Annotated in this window: 21 protein-coding genes and 3 riboswitches; of the genes, 1 reads left to right on the top strand and 20 read right to left on the bottom strand. The window is 39.9% G+C overall.

What is annotated here, in order from left to right; genetic code table 11:
• Positions 1-14: 14 nt before the first annotated feature.
• From purF to NC799_RS11300, 10 genes are all read right to left on the bottom strand, one after another.
• Positions 15-1,427 carry an amidophosphoribosyltransferase gene (gene purF, locus NC799_RS11345; protein ID WP_272446554.1) on the bottom strand — a complete coding sequence of 471 codons (1,413 nt, stop codon included), beginning with the start codon at positions 1,425-1,427 and terminating at the stop codon, positions 15-17.
• Positions 1,403-3,628 carry a phosphoribosylformylglycinamidine synthase subunit PurL gene (gene purL, locus NC799_RS11340; RefSeq protein WP_272446553.1) on the bottom strand — a complete coding sequence of 742 codons (2,226 nt, stop codon included), beginning with the start codon at positions 3,626-3,628 and terminating at the stop codon, positions 1,403-1,405. The genes purF and purL overlap by 25 nt, the downstream gene beginning before the upstream one ends.
• Positions 3,612-4,295, bottom strand: coding sequence for a phosphoribosylformylglycinamidine synthase subunit PurQ (gene purQ / locus NC799_RS11335; protein ID WP_272446552.1), 684 nt, complete (start codon positions 4,293-4,295; stop codon positions 3,612-3,614). The genes purL and purQ overlap by 17 nt, the downstream gene beginning before the upstream one ends.
• A complete protein-coding gene (gene purS, locus NC799_RS11330; protein ID WP_272446551.1) occupies positions 4,292-4,543 on the bottom strand; it encodes a phosphoribosylformylglycinamidine synthase subunit PurS in 252 nt (83 codons plus the stop codon). Before purS ends, purQ begins: the two co-directional genes overlap by 4 nt.
• On the bottom strand, positions 4,543-5,256 hold the full coding sequence (gene purC, locus NC799_RS11325; RefSeq protein WP_272446550.1) for a phosphoribosylaminoimidazolesuccinocarboxamide synthase: 714 nt from the start codon (positions 5,254-5,256) through the stop codon (positions 4,543-4,545). The genes purS and purC overlap by 1 nt, the downstream gene beginning before the upstream one ends.
• Positions 5,257-5,273: 17 nt before the next feature.
• Complete coding sequence (gene purB / locus NC799_RS11320; RefSeq protein ID WP_272446549.1) at positions 5,274-6,569, bottom strand: adenylosuccinate lyase; 1,296 nt, start codon at positions 6,567-6,569, stop codon at positions 5,274-5,276.
• A gap of 25 nt (positions 6,570-6,594) precedes the next feature.
• Positions 6,595-7,725: a 5-(carboxyamino)imidazole ribonucleotide synthase gene (purK, locus tag NC799_RS11315; protein ID WP_272446548.1), complete on the bottom strand. Its 1,131-nt coding sequence runs from the start codon at positions 7,723-7,725 to the stop codon at positions 6,595-6,597.
• On the bottom strand, positions 7,712-8,203 hold the full coding sequence (purE, locus tag NC799_RS11310) for a 5-(carboxyamino)imidazole ribonucleotide mutase (protein ID WP_272446547.1): 492 nt from the start codon (positions 8,201-8,203) through the stop codon (positions 7,712-7,714). Before purE ends, purK begins: the two co-directional genes overlap by 14 nt.
• Before the next feature lie 134 nt (positions 8,204-8,337).
• Positions 8,338-8,437, bottom strand: a riboswitch (purine riboswitch).
• 87 nt (positions 8,438-8,524) lie between these two features.
• On the bottom strand, positions 8,525-8,743 hold the full coding sequence (locus tag NC799_RS11305; RefSeq protein WP_272446546.1) for an NETI motif-containing protein: 219 nt from the start codon (positions 8,741-8,743) through the stop codon (positions 8,525-8,527).
• Positions 8,715-9,284: a DUF2179 domain-containing protein gene (locus tag NC799_RS11300; RefSeq protein WP_272446545.1), complete on the bottom strand. Its 570-nt coding sequence runs from the start codon at positions 9,282-9,284 to the stop codon at positions 8,715-8,717. Before NC799_RS11300 ends, NC799_RS11305 begins: the two co-directional genes overlap by 29 nt.
• Before the next feature lie 182 nt (positions 9,285-9,466).
• Here NC799_RS11300 and NC799_RS11295 point away from each other — a divergent pair, with 182 nt between their 5' ends.
• Positions 9,467-9,841 (top strand): Hsp20/alpha crystallin family protein, encoded by a 375-nt coding sequence (locus NC799_RS11295; RefSeq protein WP_272446544.1) that lies wholly within the window; start codon positions 9,467-9,469, stop codon positions 9,839-9,841.
• 1,024 nt (positions 9,842-10,865) lie between these two features.
• On the opposite strand, the gene NC799_RS11290 is transcribed toward NC799_RS11295, so the two are convergent.
• The 10 genes from NC799_RS11290 to NC799_RS11245 all read right to left on the bottom strand — a co-directional run bounded on the left by NC799_RS11290 (position 10,866) and on the right by NC799_RS11245 (position 25,876).
• The gene (locus NC799_RS11290) at positions 10,866-12,086 is read right to left on the bottom strand and encodes a dicarboxylate/amino acid:cation symporter (protein ID WP_272446543.1); all 1,221 of its coding nucleotides are present in this window, start codon (positions 12,084-12,086) and stop codon (positions 10,866-10,868) included.
• A gap of 306 nt (positions 12,087-12,392) precedes the next feature.
• Positions 12,393-14,006 (bottom strand): MDR family MFS transporter, encoded by a 1,614-nt coding sequence (locus tag NC799_RS11285; protein ID WP_272446542.1) that lies wholly within the window; start codon positions 14,004-14,006, stop codon positions 12,393-12,395.
• 47 nt (positions 14,007-14,053) lie between these two features.
• Positions 14,054-14,386: a MarR family winged helix-turn-helix transcriptional regulator gene (locus NC799_RS11280; RefSeq protein ID WP_272446541.1), complete on the bottom strand. Its 333-nt coding sequence runs from the start codon at positions 14,384-14,386 to the stop codon at positions 14,054-14,056.
• 306 nt (positions 14,387-14,692) lie between these two features.
• Positions 14,693-16,003, bottom strand: coding sequence for an NCS2 family permease (locus NC799_RS11275; protein ID WP_272446540.1), 1,311 nt, complete (start codon positions 16,001-16,003; stop codon positions 14,693-14,695).
• 160 nt (positions 16,004-16,163) lie between these two features.
• Positions 16,164-16,265, bottom strand: a riboswitch (purine riboswitch).
• Between the two features lie 206 nt (positions 16,266-16,471).
• Entirely contained in the window at positions 16,472-18,010 is a 1,539-nt protein-coding gene (gene guaA, locus NC799_RS11270) for a glutamine-hydrolyzing GMP synthase (RefSeq protein ID WP_417006678.1), read from the bottom strand.
• Between the two features lie 267 nt (positions 18,011-18,277).
• Positions 18,278-18,379: riboswitch (purine riboswitch) on the bottom strand.
• Positions 18,380-18,404: 25 nt separating this feature from the next.
• The gene (locus NC799_RS11265; protein WP_272446538.1) at positions 18,405-20,609 is read right to left on the bottom strand and encodes a DUF4129 domain-containing transglutaminase family protein; all 2,205 of its coding nucleotides are present in this window, start codon (positions 20,607-20,609) and stop codon (positions 18,405-18,407) included.
• Entirely contained in the window at positions 20,609-21,874 is a 1,266-nt protein-coding gene (locus NC799_RS11260; RefSeq protein ID WP_272446537.1) for a DUF58 domain-containing protein, read from the bottom strand. Before NC799_RS11260 ends, NC799_RS11265 begins: the two co-directional genes overlap by 1 nt.
• Positions 21,874-22,836 (bottom strand): AAA family ATPase, encoded by a 963-nt coding sequence (locus NC799_RS11255; RefSeq protein ID WP_272446536.1) that lies wholly within the window; start codon positions 22,834-22,836, stop codon positions 21,874-21,876. Before NC799_RS11255 ends, NC799_RS11260 begins: the two co-directional genes overlap by 1 nt.
• A 692-nt stretch (positions 22,837-23,528) precedes the next feature.
• Positions 23,529-24,896: a TrkH family potassium uptake protein gene (locus tag NC799_RS11250; protein WP_272446535.1), complete on the bottom strand. Its 1,368-nt coding sequence runs from the start codon at positions 24,894-24,896 to the stop codon at positions 23,529-23,531.
• A gap of 77 nt (positions 24,897-24,973) precedes the next feature.
• Positions 24,974-25,876, bottom strand: a complete 903-nt coding sequence (locus tag NC799_RS11245; RefSeq protein WP_272446534.1) for a YitT family protein — start codon at positions 25,874-25,876, stop codon at positions 24,974-24,976.
• Positions 25,877-25,945 lie beyond the last annotated feature (69 nt).

Raw genomic sequence — 25,945 nt, 5'->3', positions numbered from 1 at the left:
TCTGCTACCTAAAATTAGCCTTTTAAAGCAGGCAGAACTGTATCTGGATAGATCTCAGTTGGATAATTTCCCGTAAAACACGCATTACAAATTCCGTGTTCGTGAGAATGTTTATCTTTCACAATGGCATTCTCTAAGCCGTCTGTTGTTAAATAAGCCAAGCTGTCCGCACCAATTAACTCTCGAATCTCTTCTACAGAATGATTCGCAGCGATAAGCTCCCCCTTTGTTGATGTATCGATACCGTAATAACAAGGGTTTTCAATGGGTGGTGAAGCAATTCGAACGTGTACTTCTAACGCACCTGCTTCCTTTAACAAGCGGACAATTCGTCTACTTGTTGTTCCACGTACAATCGAATCATCCACCATAACAACGCGTTTTCCTTCGACAATCCCACGAACGGCGGACAACTTCATTTTCACACCTTGTTCGCGCAGCTCTTGTGACGGTTGAATAAAGGTACGCCCAACATAACGGTTTTTGATTAATCCAAGCTCGTAAGGAATACCAGCTGCCTCCGAAAATCCAATTGCTGCCGAAATACTAGAATCAGGTACACCAGTCACAACATCTGCTTCAACAGGGGCTTCTTTTGCTAACTCTTTTCCCATCAATTTTCGACTAGCGTGCACATTGATACCATCGATATCACTATCTGGTCTGGAAAAATATACGTACTCCATCGAGCAAAGTGTTCGCTTTAACGGTGATGCAAATTGCTTAGAGGTAATTCCATTTTCATCAATCACAAGTAATTCACCTGGCTGTACTTCCCGGACATACGTTGCACCAATAATATCAAACGCACATGTCTCAGATGATACAACATATGCACCACCAAGCATACCAAGCGATAACGGTCGCAAACCACGTGGGTCTAAGGCAACAAATAACTGTTTTTCCGTCAGTAAAGCAAATGCATACGCACCCTTGATCATGCCAAGCGCAGATGCAATCGCATCATCCAATTCTAAATAGCCATTACGTTTAATCAGATGTGCTAGTACTTCCGTATCAGAGGTTGTTTGCAAAATACTCCCCTGTGCTTCTAACTGGTTTTTCAATGCATGTGCATTGACTAGGTTTCCGTTATGGGCTAGTGCCATCGAGCTTTTTTGCGAACGGAAGACGAGCGGTTGAACATTTTCATAACCACCGCCACCTTGCGTTGCATAACGAACGTGTCCTACAGCTGCATTTCCTTTTAACCTAGAAAACTCTTGTTGACCGAACACTTCATTAATTAATCCATTTCCTTTGTGTAAATGTAAATTGTCGCCGTCGCTTGTGACAATACCTGCTCCTTCTTGCCCACGGTGTTGAAGGGCGTGTAAGCCGTAATAAGTCATTTCTGCTGCTTTTTCGTGACCCCAAATCGCAAACACACCACATTCTTCATTTAAGCCTTTGATTTCAGCAAGCATGGTATAGCCCCTTTCCACAATGATTTTAATTGTGCGACAGACTCTTTTAAAACAACATCGCTATTAGAACTGACTTCTAACTCAGCTGTATCCGTCACATTTCCTAGGAAATAAGCATTTTCTACTAGATTTTCGAATTTCGCCTGGTTTTCTTGTTTCACAGATACTAGGAAACGAGATTGTGTTTCACTAAACAGTTCTGTAACGATATCACCAGAAACTTCGACCGAACAACCGAAACCAAGGTCAAATAAACTTTCCGCTAACGCTACAGCTAATCCACCCTCAGCAAGGTCATGTGCAGATGCAACAACACCCGCTTGGATTGCTCCTAATAATTGATTTTGACGAGTTGCTTCCACGTCTAAGTCAATCGCAGGCGCTTTACCGAAGTATTTGTTTTCCAAAATATTTTGTAGTTCACTACCACCAAACTCCGGCTTCGTCTCACCAATTACGTAAATCACATCACCCGCTGCTTGGAAGTGAGAAGGTGTGATATGGTCTAAAGATTCAATCAAACCTACCATACCAACAACCGGTGTAGGGAAAATCGATTGACCGCCTGACTCGTTATAGAGTGATACGTTACCACTAATAACTGGCGCATTTAGCTTCAGGCTCGCTGCACTCATCCCTTCAACACTTTTCTCCATTTGCCAGAAGTTTTCAGGCTTTTCTGGATTTCCGAAATTCAAACCGTCTGTAAGCGCTAATGGGCGACCACCGCTACAAACGATATTACGCGCTGCTTCTGCAACGGCAATTTTTCCACCTGTTTCCGGATCTAAATAAATATAGCGAGAGTTACAGTCTGTCGTCATTGCCAGCGCCTTGTTTGTACCACGAACCCGAAGCACTGCAGCATCAGAACCAGGTGCGACGACCGTGTTCGTTTGAACCATCGAATCGTATTGGTCATATACCCATTCTTTACTAGCAATGGTGGGCTGTTGTAATAAAGCCTTTAATGTAGCACCATAATTCTTCACTTCTGGATAGTAGTCTTCCATCTTTTGAAATTTTTCAAAATACGCAGGAACGCTAGACGGCTTATGGTACACTGGTGCATCCTCAGCTAATGCATCAACAGGTATATCTGCTGCCACTTCGCCTTTGTGTAGCAAACGGAATAGCTTATCATCCGTTACACGACCAACCGCTACTGCTTGCAGGCCATATTTTTCAAAAATATCGACGATTTCTTGCTCGCGTCCTTGTTCAACACAAAGTAACATACGCTCTTGCGATTCAGATAACATCATTTCATATGGAGTCATGTTTTGCTCACGTTGTGGGATTAAGTCTAAATTCATTTCCATCCCAGTACCTGCTTTACTTGCCATCTCACTCGCAGAAGACGTAAGACCAGCTGCACCCATGTCCTGCATTCCAACTAGTGCATCACAATGAATGACTTCAAGGCAAGCTTCAATTAATAGTTTTTCCATAAATGGGTCGCCAACCTGAACAGATGGGCGCTTGCTTTCGGACTCTTCCGATAAGTCTTCCGATGCGAACGTTGCACCGTGAATACCGTCACGACCAGTACGAGCACCAACATACATGACTGTGTTACCAATACCTGCTGCAATCCCTTTTTGGATGTCTTTTTGATCAATAATGCCAACACACATAGCATTTACTAGTGGGTTACCTTCGTACGAATTATCGAACTGAACTTCCCCACCAACTGTCGGAACACCAACACAGTTACCGTAGCCAGCGATACCGTGAACAACTTCTTCAAATAAATATTTGACACGACCAGATGTTAAATTACCGAAACGTAACGAGTTAAGCACCGCTATTGGTCTTGCCCCCATGGAGAATACGTCACGAATAATTCCACCAACACCAGTTGCAGCACCTTGATATGGTTCGACTGCAGACGGGTGATTGTGACTTTCAATTTTAAAAACGACTGCTTGACCGTCACCGATGTCAACAATTCCTGCACCTTCCCCAGGTCCTTGAATCACTTGCGGGCCTTCTGTCGGGAATTTACGAAGTAGTGGCTTGGAGTTCTTATAGCTACAATGCTCTGACCACATAACCGAGAAGATACCAATTTCTGTGAAATTAGGCTTTCTTCCTAAAATCTTAACGACTAACTGGTATTCTTCTTCCGTTAATCCCATCTCTGCGTAAAGACGTTCTTGTTCGATTAGTTCAGGAGTTACCTCAGGCGCCTGCAACATATGCTTCCCTCCAGTTCATTACGATCGACTTGAATAGTTTTAACCCATCGGCCCCACCAAGGATGTCTTCCACCGCACGCTCAGGGTGTGGCATCATGCCTAATACATTTCCTTCTTTGTTAACAATTCCAGCTATATCGTGGACCGAGCCATTCGGATTATTTTCATAGGTGAACACGATTTGGTGATTGTCTTTTAATTGTTGTAACGTTGCTTCGTCACAGTAGTAGTTTCCTTCTCCGTGTGCAATTGGAAGAGCAATGACTTCCTGCTCACTAAATGCAGATGAGAACATTGTTTTGTTATTTTGGACTACCAAGTTTTCAAAGTGACACATGAACTTAAGGTTTTTATTACGAAGCATCGCACCTGGAAGTAAACCCGACTCAAGTAAAATCTGGAATCCATTACACACACCTAGTACCGGTTTACCTTTTTCTGCATGCTTCTTAATTTCTGTAACAATATGAGAAGTAGATGCAATCGCACCACAACGTAGGTAATCTCCATAAGAGAAGCCACCTGGAAGTAAAACGGCGTCATAGTCTTCTAGATTAGCAGTTTGATACCAAACTAACTCCGCTTCCTCACCTAAAGCGTCCTTGGCTGCATGATACATGTCTCGGTCACAGTTGGAACCTGGAAATACGATGACTGCAAACTTCACTGTGTGACACCTTCCTCAACTGTGTACTTATAATCCTCAATTACTGGGTTTGCAAGTAATTTCGCACACATGTCTTCTACTTGCTTTTCCACATCGCCATTGTCATCCACGATTAGTTCCATATATTTACCAACACGAGCTTCCTGTACTGCTTCATAACCTAACGTGTGGAGAGACTCTTGCACAGCTTTTCCTTGTGGGTCTAAAACACCTGGCTTTAGCGTGATGTAGATTTTAACTTTTTTCATTATTGAACTGCCTCCAGTCGTTTAAGGATTTTGTCATACACATCTAATAGGTCACCTAAATCTTCACGAAACACATCTTTATCCATTTTCTCTCCTGTAGCTGTATCCCAAAGCCTGCACGTATCAGGTGATACCTCATCAGAAAGAATAATTGCCCCCTCCTGATTCCGTCCAAATTCTATTTTGAAATCGGCTAGCGTTAGGTCGACACCGAGGAAAAATTCCTTCAAGTGTTCATTAATTGTGAGGGCTGTTGCCTTTATATCGTCTAACTCTTCTTTTGTTATATCTGTTAAAATAAGGGCGTGATCATCATTAATAACCGGGTCGCCAAACGCGTCATTCTTATAGCAAAGCTCAACAAGCGGCGGATTAAACACTGTTTTTTCCGGGATACCAATCCGTCTTGTGATACTACCAGCGGCAATATTGCGAACAATCACTTCTAACGGCACAATCCTAGTTTTTTGCACGAACTGTTCCGTGTCGTTCAAGCTACGCTCAAAATGGCTTTCTACCCCTTTGCTTTTTAAAAACTCAAATACTTTGGCTGAAATAAGGTTGTTATATCTACCTTTACCAACAAACTGAGCTTTCTTTTGTCCGTTAAATGCCGTCGCATCATTTTTGTAAGAAAGGATTAAATGTGTATCATTTCCTTCGACTTCAAACACTTGCTTTGCTTTTCCCTCATATAAAAGCTTGCCCTTCATCGTTTTCACCTGCTCCTTTAATTCAAACCAATTTTCGCAAAAATCTTATCAACATTCTTTAAGTGGTACGTATAATCAAAGCAATCTTCAATTTCATCCGCAGATACTAAGGACGTGATTTTAGCCTCTGCCTTTACTAATTCTTTAAAGTGAATCCCTTCTTCCCAAGCCTTCATTGCATTTGGTTGAACCAAGTCATACGCTTCTTCACGGCTCATTCCTTTGTCAATAAGGGCAAGTAATACGCGTTGCGAGAAGATAACACCGTACGTCTTGTCAATGTTCTTTTTCATATTGTCTTCAAAAACAGTTAGATTCTTAATAATGTTAGAGAAACGATTAAGCATGTAGTTCAATGCAATTGTTGCGTCTGGTAAAATCACACGTTCTGCCGAAGAGTGGGAAATATCTCTTTCATGCCATAAGGCAACATTTTCATAGGCTGTTACCATATAACCACGTAACACTCTTGCCATCCCTGTCATATTTTCCGATCCGATTGGGTTACGTTTATGAGGCATTGCCGATGAACCCTTTTGACCTTTCGCGAAAAACTCTTCCACTTCTCTTGTTTCTGTCTTTTGTAAGCCTCGAACTTCTGTTGCAAACTTCTCAATGGATGCCCCGATTAAAGCAAGGGTAGACATGTACTGTGCATGACGGTCACGTTGCAATGTTTGTGTCGAGACTGGTGCTGGTGCTAAACCAAGCTTTTCACATACATACGTTTCAACGAACGGATCAATATTTGCATACGTTCCAACCGCACCAGATAACTTACCAGTTTCAATTACTTCGGCAGCTGCGTTAAAACGCTCTAGGTTACGCTTCATTTCTTCGTACCATAGCGCCATTTTCAATCCGAACGTTGTCGGTTCCGCGTGGACACCGTGCGTTCTCCCCATCATTACTGTGTGCTTATGCACTTTTGCTTTATTAGCTAAAATATCAACGAATGTTTCGATGTCGTTTCGAAGGATATCGTTTGCTTGTTTTAAAAGATAAGATAGCGCCGTGTCTACTACATCAGTCGAAGTTAATCCGTAGTGGACCCACTTTTTCTCTTCACCAAGTGTTTCTGATACAGCACGAGTAAACGCAACTACATCGTGTCGTGTATCTTGCTCTATTTCATAGATACGATTAATATCGAACGTTGCATTCTCTCTAAGCTTTGCGACATCCTCTTTCGGAATAACGCCTAGCTCACTCCATGCCTCACATGCCAAAATTTCTACTTCTAGCCAAGCTTTAAATTTATTTTCTTCTGTCCAGATTGATCCCATTTCTTCGCGAGTATAACGGTTTAACATCTGTTTCCTCCTATTATCTATCTCTCTATTGGTTAATTTTTTTACTTACTTCATTTATTAGTTGATTTAGTTCATCTATATCTTGCCCAACGAACGTCAAGTGACCCATTTTTCGTTTCGGTTTACTTTCCTTTTTTCCATATAAGTGGATGTGTGCGTGTTGCAAGGTGTCGATTTGTTCGAAATAGCGATCTATGTCATCGCCTAATAAATTAATCATTACCGCTGCACCATGGAATTCAATCGGAACAAGCGGAAATCCACAAATCGCTCGAATATGCTGTTCAAACTGGGACACGTTACACGCTTCGATGGTATAATGTCCTGAATTGTGCGGACGTGGCGCCATTTCATTAATGTATATTTCTTCGCCACAAACAAACATCTCAATGGCAAACGTCCCAACAACCCCAATAGTTTCAGCAATTTTAATGGCAGCATCATAAGCTTTTTCCAGAACAGCTTCAGATACATTCGCCGGTGCCGTGGATTTATGGAGAATATGATCTTTATGTTCGTTTTCTACTAACGGGAATACTGTTATTTCACCAGTTGTTGCTCTTGTGAAAACAACCGACACTTCTTTATCAAACGGCACCCATCCTTCTAAAATACAGCGGCCATTTTTTTCAATGAACTGACTAGCTGCATCGATATCATCTTCTGTACTAATCTTCCATTGCCCTTTGCCATCATAGCCTCCCGTACACGTCTTAACGACAGACGGAATGCCAACCTTTCGAGCAGCAGCTTTAAGTTGGCTTGGTTCGGTAATGATTGCAAATCGCGGGACAGGTAGTCCACTTTTTACCATCACGTTCTTTTCATTTTCACGATCTTTGGTAATACGCAACAGTTCAGAACCTTGAGGTAGTATTCCTTGTTCTTCTATTAAACGGGCTGCTTCTAGGTCAACGTTCTCAAACTCATACGTAATCACATCACTTTTTTCGATTAACTGTTGGATTGCGTTTATATTTGCGTAATCTGCAATAATGTGGTCATCACTTACTTGGGCTGCTGGACAGTCGGGTGTTGGGTCTAATACAACAATGCGGTATCCCATATGCTTTGCTACCGTCGCCATCATTCTTCCTAGCTGACCTCCACCAATAATCCCGATTGTTGAACCTGGAAAAATTTTATTTTGTCGCAAGCTGTTCCCTCATTTCTTCGACTTTTGTTTGCAAGCCTTGTTGATAGTTTACAAGTTTTGAACTAACTTCTATGTCAAATGCACCAATCATCTGTGCCGCTAACAGTCCAGCATTTTTTGCACCTGCTGAACCAATCGCAACCGTCGCAACAGGAACTCCACCCGGCATTTGCACAATCGATAGTAAAGAGTCTAATCCGTTCAGTGCCTTTGATTGTACTGGTACACCAATCACAGGTAAGGTTGTTTTCGCTGCAATCATACCAGGTAGGTGAGCAGCTCCACCAGCTCCTGCGATAATCACTTTTAATCCTCTTTCCTTGGCCTCTCCGGCATAGCGGAACATGTCATCAGGTGTACGATGTGCGGAGATAATGTCCTTCTCATATGGAATGCCTATTTCCACCAACATTTCACATGTATGCTGCATCGTCTCCCAATCCGAAATACTGCCCATTACCACTCCGACCATTGCCATGCTATCCCTCTTTCCTTATTATATAAAAATGCCTATTCATCCACTCAACAATTGAGAGAAGATGAATAGGCATAAATTAGATTTTATGCATATGAAACCATCGCTACTAATCCCTTTATAAAAGGAGTAAGATGCAATGATTCATCCTCCCTCATAGTCCATCATTTACGGTGACGGGTAGAAACTATCGGGCCATATCCCCGAAATTATATGAGGTGAAATTATTAATTTATAGTGGACGTTTTAGGTAAATTGAGTACGTTACTATGATAACAAGTTCTATCATTCAATGTCAACAAAATATCGAACAATTAATATTTATTATTTTTTAATGTTCGTGTTTTGCTCAGGTATAGCATCAAAAATGACTTTTCTTGCTACTGGTTCATAAGAAATTTGACCGTTATTGCTTATTTCTTGAAAGATCGGCTCTTCTACTCTTCTCACCGGTGTATAGCCAGCCTGTTTGATACGATCAAGGCATTGAGTAATTGTTTCATTCTCTTGTAATTCAAATCTTTTTTTCTTCTGCTTTACCATTTCTAAAAAGACGCCCTTTCCTCACTTGTTTGACCCAGAATCCACCGTGAATTTGCTTCGGCTCATAAGAAATAATAAACGCTTTTGCATCTATTTCCTTTATTGCTTCATAAAGACGAAGTTCATATTTACGCGGTGTTAGGATTTGCATCGCTAAACGGTCACCTTCCATCCCGTAAGCAGACCAACTCGTTACTCCATAGCCTTTTTCTCTCAGCTGTTTGGTGAATTTTAACTCTGGAGCGGATGAAATGACATTTACAGTAATATAGCCTAGTGCTAATTTCTCTTCAATCTTTGACCCAACAATAACACCAATTCCATAACCAAGCCCATAGGCAATTAAATTTTCAATCCGGTCGAGATTATCTAGGACAACCCCAAGGCCAACAGTGTAGATCATAATTTCAAATGTACCAATAACTGCAGCAATATACCTTCTACCTTTTAGCGTTAAAATAACCCTTAACGTTGAAAAGGAAACATAAAATACGTTAACAGATAAAACAATGACAATAACAACTAGAGCATTTTCAAGCAAAACAAACTTCCTCCTATTTCTTTCATATTACTATACCCCATTTTCACAAATATAGTGGTAACCTTTTACAATCTAGCTCGTCATTCACCTATAATCTCAGTTATGCATACTATATCGCATTCAACTATAGGAGACAAATGTCATGAGGTTAAGACACGACCCTTTCGGAAAGGAGTTTTCTTATGGACGTATCGATTCATTCAGATAAATTTAAGAATTTACATGATTTAGTCATGATTGATACTACTGTGACAGAGGATAAAGAGATTGCACGGCCACAAATTCCACAAATGAACCTGTACAAATTAGACCAACAGCTGATTTGCTTAATAAATCTTCCAGGTTTAAGAGAACCAAGCGACGTCGAGATCACGGTAGACAATACCATCTTGCATATACGAGGGATTTTAGATTTACAGCAGGATGATTGTTTAGTAATCAAGAATGAGATTATCGAGGGTGAATTTGCCCGAACTATCGAATTGCCATTTCCAATTAAAAAACAAACACCAACAAACATCACCTATCAAAACGGTTTACTAAAGCTTGTTTTTTAGAAAAATACGGGGTGCCTTGCTAGACCCCCGAAAAGTGTAAGACAAACCTCATAACGGCGACCCTTGCCATGTAGAAGATTGTCTTACGACTCGAAGGGGTAGGCGCCCTGCGTTAGATAGCTTTTGAATTTAGTCAGTTAGGCATCCATATCATTTCGCTGATCTACCGCCTTCAACCGTTTTCCTGGCCAAAATGCATAATCACCCAAAACAGTTGTTATCGCTGGCACTAATAATGGTCTAAGAATAGTTTTTGTTTGATCTTGACTTGATATTTTTTCTGTATCATATAACGTTGCTGTCTAGGGTGCTATTCGGACTCAGTTTACCCAATATCGGCTTCCTCTGTCCGAATTAGGGTGCTATTCGGACTCGGTTCACCCATTATCGGTTTCCTCTGTCCGAATTAGGGTGCTATTCGGACTCGGTTCACCCATTATCGGCTTTCTCTGTCCGAATTAGGGTGCTATTCGGACTCAGTTAACTCACTTTCTACTCTCTCTGTCCGAATTAGGGTGCTATTCGGACTCGGTTCACCCATTATCGGCTTCCTCTGTCCGAATTAGGGTGCTATTCGGACTCGGTTCACCCATTATCGGCTTCCTCTGTCCGAATTGAGGTGCTATTCGGACTGAGTTAACCCATTATCTGCTCTCTCTGTCCGAATTAGGGTGCTATTCGGACTCAGTTTACCCAATATCGGCTTCCTCTGTCCGAATTAGGGTGCTATTCGGACTCGCTTCACCCAATATCGGTTTCCTCTGTCCGAATTAGGGTGCTATTCGGACTCGGTTAACCCATTATCGGCTTTCTCTGTCCGAATTAGGGTGCTATTCGGACTCAGTTAACTCACTTTCTACTCTCTCTGTCCGAATTCAGCTGCTATTCAGACTCTGTTCACAAGACATTCCCAACAAAACATAGCAAAACCCTATTGAGTAACCAATAGGGTTTTGCGTCAACACTCAAACCGTTAATTTACAGAAGTCGATTCCGTCCCATGTTTTACACATCATGTTTTCCATTAACTCACTTGTTCGCTGTGCTTTTTTTCCGTTTCCGAAACAACGACAGCACAGGCTGCGTCTCCAGTTACATTTACCGCTGTTCGAAGCATATCTAACAATCGATCAATACCGATAATTAGAGCAATTCCTTCCACCGGTAATGCTACTTGATTTAACACCATCGCAAGCATGATTAGACCAACACCAGGGACACCTGCAGTACCAATACTTGCTAATACTGCGACAAGGATAACCATTATAATCTGTGAAAAACCTAAGTCAACATTGTACACCTGCGCAATAAATACAGTTGCTACCCCTTGCATAATTGCCGTCCCGTCCATATTAACCGTTGCACCAAGCGGTTGAACGAAACTACTTATTTGTTTAGGTACTTTCAAATTCTCTTGGGCAGTTTTCATAGAGATTGGTAACGTTGCACCACTACTCGATGTACTAAAGGCTACCGTCATCGCAGGGAAAAAACCTTTAAAGAACTGCCTCGGGTTTCTTTTCCCTAATATTTTGACAGCAGGGGCATACGTAACAAACACATGGATAATAAGTGCAACAATGACAACGAGCATATAAGAAATCATTGCCCAAGCACCTTCTAATCCCATTCTGCCAATCGCTGATGCAAGTAAGCCAAATGCCCCGTACGGCGCAAACTTCATGATTAAATTAACAAGATACATCATAATGTCATTACCTTGTTCAACAAGCTTATAAATACCTTCCGTTTTCTTACCAAGAATAGCCAAGGCAAAGCCAATAAGGATAGAGAAAAAGATAATTTGCAACATATTACCATCTGCCATTGCTTGTAGCGGGTTGGTTGGAATAATACTTGTAAAGGTATCTACCACGGATGGCGCTTCCTTACTTTCAAAATCAGCACCAGCGGTATTGATATTTATGTTTCCAGGTTGGATGATGTAGGCAAGAATAAGTGCGATAACAATGGCAATCGTTGTCGTTGCCAGAAAGAATGATATAGTCTTTACGCCAATTCGACCAAGCTTTTTCGGATCACCTAATGAAGCTGTTCCTAACGTTATTGAGAAAAACACAATCGGGACAACGAGCATATTGATTAAATTGAGAAAGATGGTACCTAGTGGACCGAAAAGATAATTGTTTAAAACATCAAAGGCACCCGGGGCTAAGAAATGTAATAATAAACCAATGAATGCACCCAAACTTAAACCAATCAAAATTTTCTTCGTGAGATTCATCCTTTTACCTCCTTTATTGAAAGCGCTTTCTGTATAAATATATGTTTAGCGCATGTTTTTATGTCTAAATTGTAGGAGGTAAGAAAAGCGCAGGCGCCTCGATCAGCTCCGACAAGCGTACGTCAAGCCTCGTAATGGCGCTCTTTGCCATGGAGAGGATTGACATACGACCTCGAGGAGCTAGGCACCGGAGCTAGACAATCGAAAAGCGTAGGCGCCTTGATTAGCTCTTGAATCTTTTTTCTAATCTTTAAAAAAAATGCCAGACGCAAATGTAACCCGCGCCTGACACACAATTTTTAAATCTTATTCACTTGGTTGATGCTTAAGATTATCACTGGCTTTTGTCTCTTCTTTTTTGTTCGATGTTCGAAGGGGAATTTCCTTCAAAAAGAAAGTAAGGAGAATCCCAATTAAAATTACTCCTGCTCCAACAAAGAACACACCCTCTAGCGCATAGTTCAAACTTTCACGCAGCATCAAGATTGCTTGGTCAAAATAATTAACAAAATCTTCAGGAACTTTATCTCTTAATGCGTCTAACTGATCAGGATTCATCAGTATTTGAGGATTCTTTAACGCAGCAAATTGTTCAGCCAATGGTGAATCCTTTTGTGGAAGTCCTTCACTCGCATTAGCCAAGTCTGCCATTTTATCTGACATTCGAGCTGACATCACTGTTCCCATGATTGATACACCAATCGTCCCACCAAGTTGCCTAAACAACTGGTTCGATGCAGTAGCTACTCCTAGTAACCGATGCTCCACGGCATTTTGTACAACAAGAGTAAAAATAGGGAAGCTTAACCCTAGACCTAGTCCAGTAATAATCATATTACGAACAGCAGTCCCGTTAGTAGATTCCATCCCCATCTGCGATAATAGAAATAGTCCGATAGTCATTACAGCTAATCCTAGAATTGCCTGCAGCTTATATTTACCTGTTTTCGTAATAATTTGTCCACCTACTGCACTAGTTAATACCATGCTTAGCGTCATCGGCATCATAACAAAGCCAGACTGTGTGGCTGAAGTACCAATTACTCCTTGAACAAAAAGTGGTACGTACATTATTGCACCAAACATACCCATCCCTAGAACTAGACCTGAGAAATTGGCTACGGAAAAGATAGAGTTTTTAAAAAGCTCCAACGGCAAAACCGGGCTTTTCACTTTCTTTTCGGTATAAATAAATAAAAGGAAAAAAATCACCGATGCGAAAAACAGACCAATAATTTGGAAGGAGACCCAATCATAGGTTGTTCCTGCCCATGAAAATGCCAGTAACAACGGGATCATCGCAAGGGTAATGAAAACAGAGCCAAAATAGTCGACAGATTCACGCTCTCTTTTTTCCGTATTTGGAAACATCTTTACAATTAAAATAAAAGCAACGACACCAACTGGAAGGAATATCCAAAATACCCACTGCCAATTCCAGTTATCAACAATATAGCCACCAAGCGTAGGTCCAAAGACACTAGAAAGGCCAAATATACCACCCATTAGCCCTTGCCATCTTCCGCGTTCTCGTGGAGAAAATAAATCGCCCACCGCAGTAAAGGAAGTAGACATGATTACACCACCAGCCATCCCTTGGATTCCACGGTAAATGATTAACTGGGTAATGTTAGTCGATGTCCCGTTTAGAAAGGAAGCCACAAGAAATAAACCTATTCCAATCAAAATAAAAATTTTACGTCCGTAGATGTCGGATAGCTTTCCAACCAGTATTGCAGTCACACTTGATCCTAACATGTAAACAGTAAAAACCCAATTATAATAATCCATACCACCAATATCTGAAATAATTCTTGGTAAAGCTGTTCCAACAATCGTTTGATTTAACGCCGCAAATAACATGGCTGCCATTATTGCTATCATAATAGTAACTTTCTGTTTTTGTTCTAGATGCTCCATGATGTTCACTTCACTCCTTCATATTAGCTTTAGAAAAATTTTATCAACTACAAAATTTTCTGAAAAATATGTTGTAGTTGACTCAATTCTTCATCAGATAGATTTTTAAATTTTTTTGCGATGAATTCATGCCTTCTTTGGTCCAAGTCTGCCACAAGCTCGATTCCTTTGTCCGTCAAAGACAGCTGCACAACTCTTCGATCCACTAAAGAACGCTCCCTGACTATAAATTTCTTCTTCACCATCCGTTCTGTAACAGACGTAATATGGCTAGATGTAACACCAAGCTCCGCAGCAAGAGAGGAAACCGTATGGATGCGTTTTTCATATAAAAGCTTAAGCAAGGATAACTCATGACTCGCTATCTCCTGTCCCAACATGTGGTTTAACTCTTTACGTGTTTGGCGAAAGAAATCCCGAAAATTCTTTTCTATTAAAGTTATTTTCTCAGACCTATCCACAGACAATCACCTCAAAAAATAGTTAACTTTGTTAATTATATATGTTGTTAACTATTAATTCAAGCAAATTGAAATTAGACACGCTTTTTTACTAATCTGAACTCATTTCTGCCGACGAGCGGGTCCGTCAAGGCTGTCGCGCATTATCAATTCTAAAAGAGAAACCAGGCAAAAAAAAAGCTTCAACCAATCGATTCGATTAGCCAAAGCTTTTCTGATAATTTTTTAGTGTAAGAAAATAAGATAGCCTAGGAAAACAACGAACAAGAACCACATAATCGGATGAACTTCTTTCGACTTTCCTTTTAACGCCATTAAGACTGGGTAGAACACGAATCCCATCGCAATACCTGTTGCAATACTGTATGCAAGTGGCATGATTACAACTGTCAAGAATGAAGGAACTGCAATTTCAAAACGGTCCCATTCAATATCTTTTAACGAAGTTGCCATTAACACCCCAACAATGATTAATGCAGGTGCCGTTACTTCAGACGTAATGATACCTAATAGTGGCGAGAAGACTAGAGCTAATAGGAAAAACCCTGCAGTTACAACTGATGTAAAACCAGAACGGCCGCCAGCACTAACTCCAGTCGTAGATTCAACATAAGAAGTAGTTGTTGAAGTACCTAACACAGCACCAACAACAGTTGCAGCCGAATCAGAGAATAAAGCTTTACCAGCACGTGGTAATTTGTTATCTTTCATTAAACCAGCTTTTGATGCAACAGCAACTAACGTACCCGCTGTGTCAAAGAAGTCGACGAACAAAAACGTTAAGATAACAACTAGCATTTTACCAGTAAATATGTCACCAAAGTGTGCAAACGCAGCACCAAAGGTTGGAGCTAAACTTGGCACAGGACCAACAATATCATTAAGTCCAGTTGGAGGTGAGATTAAACCAGTAATCATACCTGCAACGGAAGTAATTAACATGCCGTAGAATACGCCACCTTTAACATTCAAAGCAAGTAAAACAACGGTAACGATAATTCCAAACACTGCTAACAATGTACCACCATTTGTTAGATCGCCTAACCCAACCAATGTTGCAGGGTTATCGACAATAATACCTGAGTTTTGAAAACCAATAAATGCAATAAACAAGCCGATACCAGCACCAACAGCCATTTTTAAGTTAGCAGGAATGGAGTTGATTATTGTTTCGCGTAACCCTGTAAGAGTTAATACGATAAAGATAAGACCAGATGCTAATACACCAGCTAAAGCCGTTTCCCAAGGAATACCCCATCCCAACACAACTGTGTAAGAGAAAAAGGCGTTTAACCCCATTCCAGGAGCAAGCGCCACTGGATATTTCGCCAGAAGACCCATGATAAGCGTACCAACTGCAGCTGCAACAGCAGTAGCTGTAAAGACTGCACCTTGGTCCATTCCTGTTCCTTCCGTAGCAAGTGTCAAAGGATTTACAAATAAAATATATGCCATTGATAAAAACGTTGTTAAACCAGCAATAAACTCTGTACGGAAATTAGTACCTAGTTCTTCAAATCGAAAAAATTCCTTCACAGCTATTTCCTCCCAAAATTCCGTCATGATAATAATGTGCATGTACAATAGCGCCAGAGCTAAACTTAGCAATTTTTGGATGATACCAAAATTAAAAAGCACTCTTAGCCAAAGCCAAGAGTGCTACATAAACTAAACAGGAAAAATTGCAAATATAATACATTTGCAAAATCACCAGCGTAGTCAGACCATTTACGGTAGTCTAGTAGAAACTCTTGGGCCATATTCCCAAAATTATACGACGGTATCTTTATTAATAGTTTTTATGATTACATGGACTATAATACTAATAGGTTCGGCATAAGTCAAGGCAAAAAACGAATGTTTTTAAATTTATTTTTTGCATTGTTCGGTAATGACATTTTTCTGCATTTTTTTCCTATACTTACCCACTTCTTTCTTAAATCTAAAAAAGAAGGGCCAAATCAACATGTGATTTGGCCTGTACTCATGTACCATAATCGTTTATTATTCCCACTCAATTGTTGCAGGTGGCTTACTTGTAATATCATAGACAACACGGTTAATGTGTTCCACTTCATTAACAATCCGTGTTGAGATTTTCTCTAATACGTCCCACGGAATCCGAGCCCAATCGGATGTCATCCCATCAATCGATGTGACAGCACGAATACCAATCGTGTAATCATACGTACGCGCATCCCCCATTACCCCAACACTACGAATGTCTGGTAACACTGTGAAATACTGCCAAATGTCGCGATCTAATCCTGCATTTTTAATTTCCTCACGTAAAATCGCATCTGATTCCCGGACAATTTCAATTTTTTCTTCGGATATCTCACCTAATACACGAATACCAAGACCAGGTCCAGGGAACGGTTGTCTCCACACGATATCATCTGGAACACCTAATTCCGCACCTAACGCACGAACTTCATCTTTAAACAACGTGTTTAATGGTTCAATCAATTCAAATTGCATATCTTCAGGAAGCCCACCTACATTATGGTGCGACTTAATCGTCTGCGCTGTTTCCGTACCACTTTCAACAATATCCGTATACAATGTACCTTGAGCAAGGAACTCAATATCCTTAAGCTTGTCCGCTTCATCATCAAACACATAGATGAATTCATTCCCGATAATTTTACGTTTTTGTTCAGGGTCTGATACGCCTTTTAACTTACTTAAAAATCGATCCTGTGCATCAACCTTAATAATGTTCATATGGAATTTGCCTTTAAATGTTTCCATTACTAAGTCTGCTTCGTTTTTTCTTAATAAACCATGATCAACAAAAATACAGGTTAATTGGTCACCTATCGCTTTATGGATAAGGGCTGCCACGACAGAAGAGTCTACACCACCACTTAAGGCGCAAAGGACTTTCTTATTGCCAACCTTTGTTTGAATTTTCTCTACTTCCATGTCAATGAAGTTTTCCATCGTCCAATTTCCTTCACATTGACATACATTAAAAACAAACTTATTTAAAAGCTCATTACCATATTCCGTATTCCTTACTTCCGGATGGAATTGGACACCGTAAAAATTGCGGTCCACATTACTTACGGCAGCAACTGGCGTGGAAGAACTAGTCGCATCAATTGTAAAACCAGGTGCAGGCTCGATAATCTTATCTCCATGACTCATCCAAACAGTCTGGGTAGTCGGCGTGCCTTTAAATAAGACAGGCTCCCCTGTTAACGTAATATCCGCTTTACCATATTCACGCTCTTTCGCACGTTGTACATTTCCACCAAAATGCTGCATCATAAGCTGCATTCCGTAGCAAATACCAAGAACAGGAATACCTAAGTCAAAGATCGCTTCATCACAACGAAAGCTATTTTCATCATAAACACTGTGCGGTCCACCAGATAAAATAATACCACTCGGGTTCATTTCCTTGATATCTTCTGCTGTTAAACGGTGTGAATGCAACTCACTATACACACCAAATTCTCTGATTCTTCTAGTGATTAATTGGTTATATTGACTACCAAAATCAAGCACTAGGATAAATTCATTGTTCATTTCCATAAGATTCATCCCCTTATAAGATAATCCCCAAGGTTGTTTCGGACATTTATTCCTTTATTATGCCAAATACTTACGCAAATAACAGATAAATATCTTACTTAACCGACAAAATCTAGTAAAGAAAAGCGCAAGTCGCGCCTTGCTAGACTTATGACCTCAGGCGGGCTAGGCGCTGGAACTAGACAGCTCTTGGGTCTTTTTATACTTTCTTATCTTTCAATAAAAAATCTGCCCCCCAAAAAAACAATAGGAAGGCAGAAAGTGACAGTCTTAATTTTCCGCCTTCATAGTCAGAACATTTACGGTGTTCTGGTAGAGACTTTGGGACCATATTACCCAGTATATATGAAGGGATATTAGATTAATTTATTCTACCAATGAGTCAATAGAAAGGTCAAGACAAGGAACGTTTTATTAAATTTTCCCACAATTCGGTCATTTTATTCAACTGAGTAGAATCGACGTCATTACGATATAACTGCCGTTCATAATGGTAGGTTAGACGGCTCATATCAGTAGTCTGATACCTTTTATCAACTTCTTTTGCATATTCCCTAAGTGTTTGGTCTTGATCTCGTTTTACCCCTTTGTAGGCCAAAACTTTTAGCAAAAAGTGATAAGCTTCCTGATAAGCGGACGCATTTTTGCTATGCCGGAACCTTCTACCCATGATGATTGACATCCAGCGGTATCTAGTAAAGAACAAGATTAGAGAAATAATGATTGCAAGACTACTAGTAATGATCCATTTCCAGTAACCGGACGTTTCTTGTCCATCCAAAGGCCCACTAGCTGTAGCGGTCTCATCTTCAAAATCTTGATACTTACCCGGAATGTCCTGTTCTTCCTGCGCAGCATTTTCTGGACTTTGTTCTTGGTCTGCTGTCAGTTCATCCTGTCCACTCGGTTCTGCAGCTGTTTCCATAGTGAAATCAACTGGATTTGAAAATCCTTTTGTTGGTTCAAAAGGCACCCAACCTATATCAGGGAAATACACTTCTACCCAAGAGTGCGCATTAGAATTTCGTATTTCATAAACGGTTAAATTGTCTGGTACATCAGGCTGGCCATCGACAATTTCTCCACTAGTAAAACCTTTTACCCATCTAGTTGGAATGCCTTGTGTCCTTAGCATGATTGCCATGGAAGTTGAAAAGTTATCACAGTAACCGACTTTAGTATCAAACAAGAATTGATCAACGTAATCCTCATTTCGGCCGGGTACAGCAACACCCTTAGTCTGATAAAGGTAGCCATTCAAACTAAAGTAACTTTCCATTGCTTTTGCTTTGTCATATCGATTATCATCGCTTGCAATCACATCAGCCGCTAGCTCCCCGACTCGACTAGGAAGGTTTTCAGGTAGTTGCAAATATTTTCCCTTAATCTCTTCTGGGTCTTCCTCACTAGCACCCCTTAGCTCATCAATGGAGAACGATGGATAGTTATATTCTATTTGATAGCCGCTAAGTTTTGCATTTTCCTCTTTAATCGCACCTGTGTCAAAATCCAAATAATAGGTTTCCTGACCAGTTCCAAAAATTGTGTCTATTCCATATGGATAGACAACCTTGGGCAACTTAGCTTTTTCATCAAATCGAACAAGGGCTCGCAGCGGGATTGTGTCCACGTTATCAGAGAAGGTTTTAAATTGAATTCGTCCATCTTCTTGAGCTACGTATTCCTCTTTTGATGACCGCTCCCAACCTTTACCTGTATAATAATCCTTTGATTCAATGCGCCAGTAGTTGGGTTGTTCAACCGCAGCTTGAAAGACGGGTTCATAATCTTGTACGAACGAACCACCTAACCTTGTATCGTCCTCGCCATAACCAACCTTTTGCACAACCGTTCCCCCTGAGCCTATTCCTGCATTTTCGGCCGTACTTTTAATGAATGGGACTGGGTCGGGCCACTGCGGATCAAACTTCGGTGCAGCATAACCGATTACAGTTGAAAATAATATAATTGAAATAAGCGGGAGGAGCCATGCCGTTAACCGTTTAAATCCAATTTCCTTGATTGATTCTTTCTCTACCATATTTAGATGACTAGTAATCCCCATCGCAACTAAAGAAACAAGAAACATTCGAACAATGGCTATACTAGCATCATAGTTAGTAAACGTATCTAACACTGTAATATAAATAAAAGTTAACAACACGAATAAGAAAATACGCTTTGCGACTACGAACCAATAATAGAGTAAGTAGCTCATTAGCCATAATAATAACAAAAATAAGAAACTTCTAAACAACGCTGTCATTTCAGTAAAATCACGTTGGAAAATCACTTCCAAATTGTATCGTCCATGTGTATAAAGAAGATAAAACCACGCTTTACTAAATAACCTTTCAGAAATAAACAATCCATCAATGACAAATATAAGTCCTGCTAACTTTAGCGGAATTGATAGCCACCATTTCACTTGTAATATGGAAATTAGAAAACAAAAAGCTGTGTACATCACAAATAAACTTAAGTTTCCTGTATCCGTTACAATACTTAACGGTCTCAACCACTCCCAAAAAAGCAAGAATCCACATAAATAAACGATGAATTGATACAAATTAGTTACGTTTGGAGACGAACGTTCCATTACATGTTCACCTCAAATTCTTTAGCTAATAATTGTTGTTCTGACAATACATTGACAAGTACACCCTCTATTCTTAATTGATGAACAATATCATTATCAACATCGGTAATGGCAGGTTTTGGTTTAACTAAAAACACGATAATTCGTTTTGACTTTTGCTTTAACTGATCGATAGCACGTTTTTTTTCTACATCAATCGCAGTAAGCACAATCATTACCATTAACCCGCCTGGAATTTTTTTCATCTGTCCCGTAAGTTGCTTGGCAAAAGCAACATCCCCAGTTGGTTGAAGACGAGCGAGGAAGTTATTGATCAAGCTCTGTTGTCCTTTGTCTTGGTTCATCGGAAAATATAACACATCTTCCCCTAAGGCTAGGAAAGATAGCTGTGCCGTCCGTCTTCTGAACGCCTCAATCACGGATGCAGTAAGCTCAATACTTCCTTCAAAGGAGATTCTATTCAAACCTGGGTAATCAACGGCGTCTAACACTAGTAATACATTCGAACTTTTCTCTTGTTCAAATTCTTTTGTCATAACTGTGTTTTTCCTAGCTGTTGTTTTCCAATCAACCCATGAAAAACGATCACCTGGCATGTATTCCCTTACACCAGAAACAACATTTGTGTTTTTCATGTTGACACGATAAGACGGAGAACCACCCTCATCAAAACTATTTACTTTCTCTTTAATCGACAGTTTTCGAGTCGAAGGATAGGCGAGCAAATAGCTGTCCACTGGATACACATAGTCTTTTTTCACAAATCCAAAAAAATCACCTGTTTTGAGGCGAATGGCCTTTACGTGATGTTCACCGCGCGGAATATGTTTTAATAGGTAGTTAATCCGAATTCTACGTTTAAACCACGGAAAAACAACTCGTTTCATAGAACGGTTTTCTATCAATGCTTCTTGCTCATCCATATACTTGTATTTGTTTCTTAACGAATCTTTATGGTGCAACGAAGATGGGAAAAATTCCTCTATGACTAGAAAGTAAATCGGAAAGCCAACTTTTCGCTTAATCTCAATTTCTACTTGAATTTCATCACCAGCATAAATCATTTTCTTGCCCATCTTCCTTGTAACCTGCCAATTTGAAATGGGATAACACAATAAGACAGCCATATAAGTGATTAATGGTAGAAAACTATAAAACAAGAACCAGCTGACAAAGCCACCTTGAAACATCGCATAAGAGTAAAATACGCTAACTAAGACAACAACAGCTAACACTTTTACGATGAATTCCATACGCTTTATCATTAAGGATATTCCCTTCGAATGGGTACAGCAACATCAGCTAACACTTGATTAACAACACTTCCTGCAGAAATCCCTTCAAATTTAGCCTCAGAATTCAGAATAATCCGGTGCGCTAAAACGAACGGAGCTAAATATTTCACATCATCAGGTAGCACATAGTCACGGTCATGAATAAACGCATAGGCTTTAGCTGCTTTCATTAAGGCAATCGAGCCACGTGGACTTACGCCTAAATATACAGATGGATGGGTTCTTGTTTTCGTAACAATGTCCACAATATACTGTTGAATCGTCCGGTCAATGAAAACCTCTCGCACTTGTTTTTGGACATTATTTAGCTCTTCTTTTGTCATCACAGCCTGGACAGACTGAATCGGATGCTCTTTGGATGTCCGTTCAAGCATTTCAAGCTCTTGGTCCATGGTCGGATACCCCATATTTAACTTAAGCAAAAATCTATCTAATTGAGCTTCCGGGAGTGGGTATGTTCCTTCATATTCAATGGGGTTCTGGGTCGCCATCACAAAAAAAGGTTTAGACAAATCAATTGTCCGGCCATCCACAGTCACACTCATCTCTTCCATCGCTTCAAGCAGAGACGACTGGGTTTTCGGTGACGTTCGGTTTATTTCATCTGCGAGGACAATATCACCAAGAATCGGTCCCCCTCTAAATTCAAACTCCATCTCTTTTGGATTATATATCGAAACACCTGTAACGTCTGAAGGTAACAAGTCTGGTGTAAACTGAATTCTTTTAAACTCACAATCGACCGATTTAGCAAGGGTGCGGACAAGCATAGTTTTACCAACACCAGGGACATCTTCTAACAACACATGCCCTTCCGCTAGTAACGCAACTAGACTTAACGTAGCCACCTCTTCTTTTCCAATCATTACTTTATTAATGTTACGGAGGACTTTTTCTACTTTAGAATTATACAAAAATGTTTGTTGCTTCATAAAATCTTAAAACCCCTTCCATTTTCAAAACTAGATGACATACGTTCTCATAATACAACTATACTACATTAGAGCAGAGAATAGGCAAGCAGATTGGGTTGGAATGATAGGAAATTTATAGGAAATAACAAAGGATTCGCTCTTTTCTGTCCGAATTCAACCCCAATTCGGACTCAACCTACCAAGATTCGCTCTTTTCTGTCCGAATTCAACCTCTATTCGGACTCAGTCTACTCGGATTCGCTCTTTTATGTCCGAATTCAACCCCAATTCAGACTCAACCTACCAAGATTCGCTCTTTTCTGTCCGAATTCAACCTCTATTCGGACTTAATCTACTCGGATTCGCTCTTTGATGTCCGAATTCAACCCCAATTCGGACTCAACCTACCAAGATTCGCTCTTTTCTGTCCGAATTCAACCCCTATTCAGACTCAACCTACCAAGATTCGCTCTTTTCTGTCCGAATTCAACCTCTATTCGGACTCAGTCTACTCGGATTCGCTCTTTTCTGTCCGAATTCAACTCTATTCTGCGCCGGATCTAAACATATCTTGAATTTTTATATTTTCTTTTCTTAAAATAAGAAAAGCGCAAGTCGCGCCTTGCTAGACCCGAGGGGCTAGGTGCCCGGAGCTAGACAGCTCTTGAATCTTTTCAAAAGAAAATATAACCCAGGAAATATTGTCTGGGTTATCCAATGATTATCTTTTCAGTTGGGTACCTGTAAATATCTTTGGTTTCCTTTCCCCTCAGTAAGAATAAGAATGAAAATATCCCAATCCGGCCAACAAACATTAAAAACATGATGACAATCTTACCAGACGTCGACAAGTCACCGGTGATTCCCATCGAGAGTCCTGTTGTTCCAAATGCTGATGCTACCTCAAACACGATAGACAATATAGGAAAATCTTCCGTAACAGCTAAGATAACAGTCGCGGTGAAACAAAGCATCGTTGCCGTCGCAATGACAATAAATGACCTCGTAATGTCTTCTGTGTCAATTTCCCTGCCAAACACCTTGATTGACGAGTTTCCTTTAGCATAGTTCAAAATGGCGAGAAGCATAATTGCAAATGTAGTTGTTCTAATACCCCCACCCACACTACTTGGTGAAGCACCAATAAACATTAGAACAATAAGCACAAGTAATGTCGGTACGGAAAATTCACTGACATCCATTGTTGCAAGGCCGCCGTTACGTGTTGTGACTGATTGAAACATACTGTAAAAAAACTGTTGATGCCAGGATTTATCAACAAAGAAGTTTTTCTGTTCAAATAACAGTATTGCGCCAAACCCAACAAGTACTAAAGCAAAGAAAGTAACAGTAGTAATTTTAGTGAACAATGAGAAGTTAAACTTATGATTCACATGTTTGTATTTACCTCTAAGTAACTCCTGAACCTCAATTAAGACTGGAAAACCAATTGCCCCAAGGATTAATAAAACCATGTTAATAAATTGAACAAAGTAATCATCAGCAAACGGTATCAAGGACGCTCCCGTTATATCAAAACCTGCATTTGTTGTCGCACTTACCGCACCAAAGAAGCCTTGCAGCAACGCTTCTTGCCACGTATCAAAATACGTTAAAAAATAGGTAGATAAAATAATCGTGCCAATCACTTCAATAAGGATAATGATTTGCAAAATTCTCAACATTAACCGAACTAACCCGGATAATGTTGACCGATTTTGATCGACCTGAATTAACTGTCTTTCCCTTAGACCAATTTTACGTCCAAATAGAATATAGATAAACGTACCTAAAGTCATAATTCCGATACCGCCAAACTGCAAAATAACAGTTAAGACAAGTTTTCCTGCTGCATTTAATGTATCGGCCGTTGATACTACCGTTAGCCCAGTAACACTAATTGCACTAATTGCCGTAAAAACGGTATCTATAAAAGAAATTTCTATACCTGGCTGATGCAAAATTGGCAAGCTAAGTAAAACAGTCGAAACAACAACTGCTGTGACGTAATATAATACAATTAAATGAATGGTTGTTAATTGATTAGAAATTTTAAATTGTTTCGAAAGCAAGTTCATTTTTTCTGCTCCTTGTTTTAACAGTCAATATCAAGTTTAGCATAAATCAAGAAGCTCTAAACAAACAAGACGATACTTTAATGAATATCACGCTTTTTAAATCTTCCACCGCGAACTTCATTTATATCTGCAACAGCTAAAAATGCAGCTTCATCTATTTCTTCAACAATCGATTTTAATTTTGCTTCCTCTAATCTTGTTACGATACAAAAAATAACTTGTTTATCATCTCTTGAATAGCCACCTTCACCATTCAAGTATGTAACCCCGCGTCCAAGACGAGAAAGGATTGCTTCCCCTATCTCTTTGTTCTTCTCACTAATAATCCAGGCAGACTTAGATTCCTCAAACCCATCGATTACAATATCAATTGTCTTAAAGGCGATAACATAGGCTAATATCGAATACATCGCACGGTCCCATCCTAAAACAAATCCACCCCAACCAAAAATAAAAATATTGAAGAACATAACAAATTCACCGACTGAAAATGGCCATTTTTTGTTCAGTAAAATAGCTAGTATTTCACTACCATCCAATGCACCACCATTACGAATGACTAACCCGACACCTGCACCGACAACAATTCCACCAAACACCGTCGCAAGTAGCATGTCATCAGTAAAAGCAGGAATATAATGAAAATAATTAGTTGCAATTGACAAAATAGTAATACCAAATATTGTTGATATCGCAAATGTCTTACCAATTTGTTTATAGCCTAAAAAGAAAAAAGGAATATTTAGGAGAAAGATAAATACACCGATGCTAATACTTGTTAGATTATATAAGATGATAGAAATACCAAGAATACCACCATCCATGATATCATTAGGGACTAAAAAAACTTCAATTCCTAATGCCATTAACAGCGCTCCAATGAAAATAAAGAACGAACGTCTGAAAATCTTTTTAGCACTTAATTTGCGGTGTTGTTGCATTTGTTTTTTAACTTGTTTTTGTAAAGAATGATCAGTCATGTCAACACTCCTAGTTTCATGTCTATTGGATTATTATAGCATTTATCTTTTCCATTGTAGTGCATCGCA

Source organism: Aquibacillus salsiterrae (assembly GCF_028416595.1).
Lineage (GTDB): Bacteria > Bacillota > Bacilli > Bacillales > Amphibacillaceae > Aquibacillus_A > Aquibacillus_A salsiterrae.
This window is presented reverse-complemented; position numbering and strand designations above follow the sequence as displayed.

Coding starts and splice junctions, on each gene's coding strand:
- purF (WP_272446554.1), bottom strand. CDS start 1,427: ATGCTTGCTGAAATCAAAGGCTTAAATGAAGAATGTGGTGTGTTTGCG.
- purL (WP_272446553.1), bottom strand. CDS start 3,628: ATGTTGCAGGCGCCTGAGGTAACTCCTGAACTAATCGAACAAGAACGT.
- purS (WP_272446551.1), bottom strand. CDS start 4,543: ATGAAAAAAGTTAAAATCTACATCACGCTAAAGCCAGGTGTTTTAGAC.
- purC (WP_272446550.1), bottom strand. CDS start 5,256: ATGAAGGGCAAGCTTTTATATGAGGGAAAAGCAAAGCAAGTGTTTGAA.
- purB (WP_272446549.1), bottom strand. CDS start 6,569: ATGTTAAACCGTTATACTCGCGAAGAAATGGGATCAATCTGGACAGAA.
- purE (WP_272446547.1), bottom strand. CDS start 8,203: ATGGCAATGGTCGGAGTGGTAATGGGCAGTATTTCGGATTGGGAGACG.
- NC799_RS11305 (WP_272446546.1), bottom strand. CDS start 8,743: ATGGTAAAGCAGAAGAAAAAAAGATTTGAATTACAAGAGAATGAAACA.
- NC799_RS11295 (WP_272446544.1), top strand. CDS start 9,467: ATGGACGTATCGATTCATTCAGATAAATTTAAGAATTTACATGATTTA.
- NC799_RS11290 (WP_272446543.1), bottom strand. CDS start 12,086: ATGAATCTCACGAAGAAAATTTTGATTGGTTTAAGTTTGGGTGCATTC.
- NC799_RS11285 (WP_272446542.1), bottom strand. CDS start 14,006: ATGGAGCATCTAGAACAAAAACAGAAAGTTACTATTATGATAGCAATA.
- NC799_RS11280 (WP_272446541.1), bottom strand. CDS start 14,386: ATGTTGGGACAGGAGATAGCGAGTCATGAGTTATCCTTGCTTAAGCTT.
- guaA (WP_417006678.1), bottom strand. CDS start 18,010: ATGGAAATGAACAATGAATTTATCCTAGTGCTTGATTTTGGTAGTCAA.
- NC799_RS11265 (WP_272446538.1), bottom strand. CDS start 20,609: ATGGAACGTTCGTCTCCAAACGTAACTAATTTGTATCAATTCATCGTT.
- NC799_RS11260 (WP_272446537.1), bottom strand. CDS start 21,874: ATGATAAAGCGTATGGAATTCATCGTAAAAGTGTTAGCTGTTGTTGTC.
- NC799_RS11255 (WP_272446536.1), bottom strand. CDS start 22,836: ATGAAGCAACAAACATTTTTGTATAATTCTAAAGTAGAAAAAGTCCTC.
- NC799_RS11250 (WP_272446535.1), bottom strand. CDS start 24,896: ATGAACTTGCTTTCGAAACAATTTAAAATTTCTAATCAATTAACAACC.
- NC799_RS11245 (WP_272446534.1), bottom strand. CDS start 25,876: ATGACTGATCATTCTTTACAAAAACAAGTTAAAAAACAAATGCAACAA.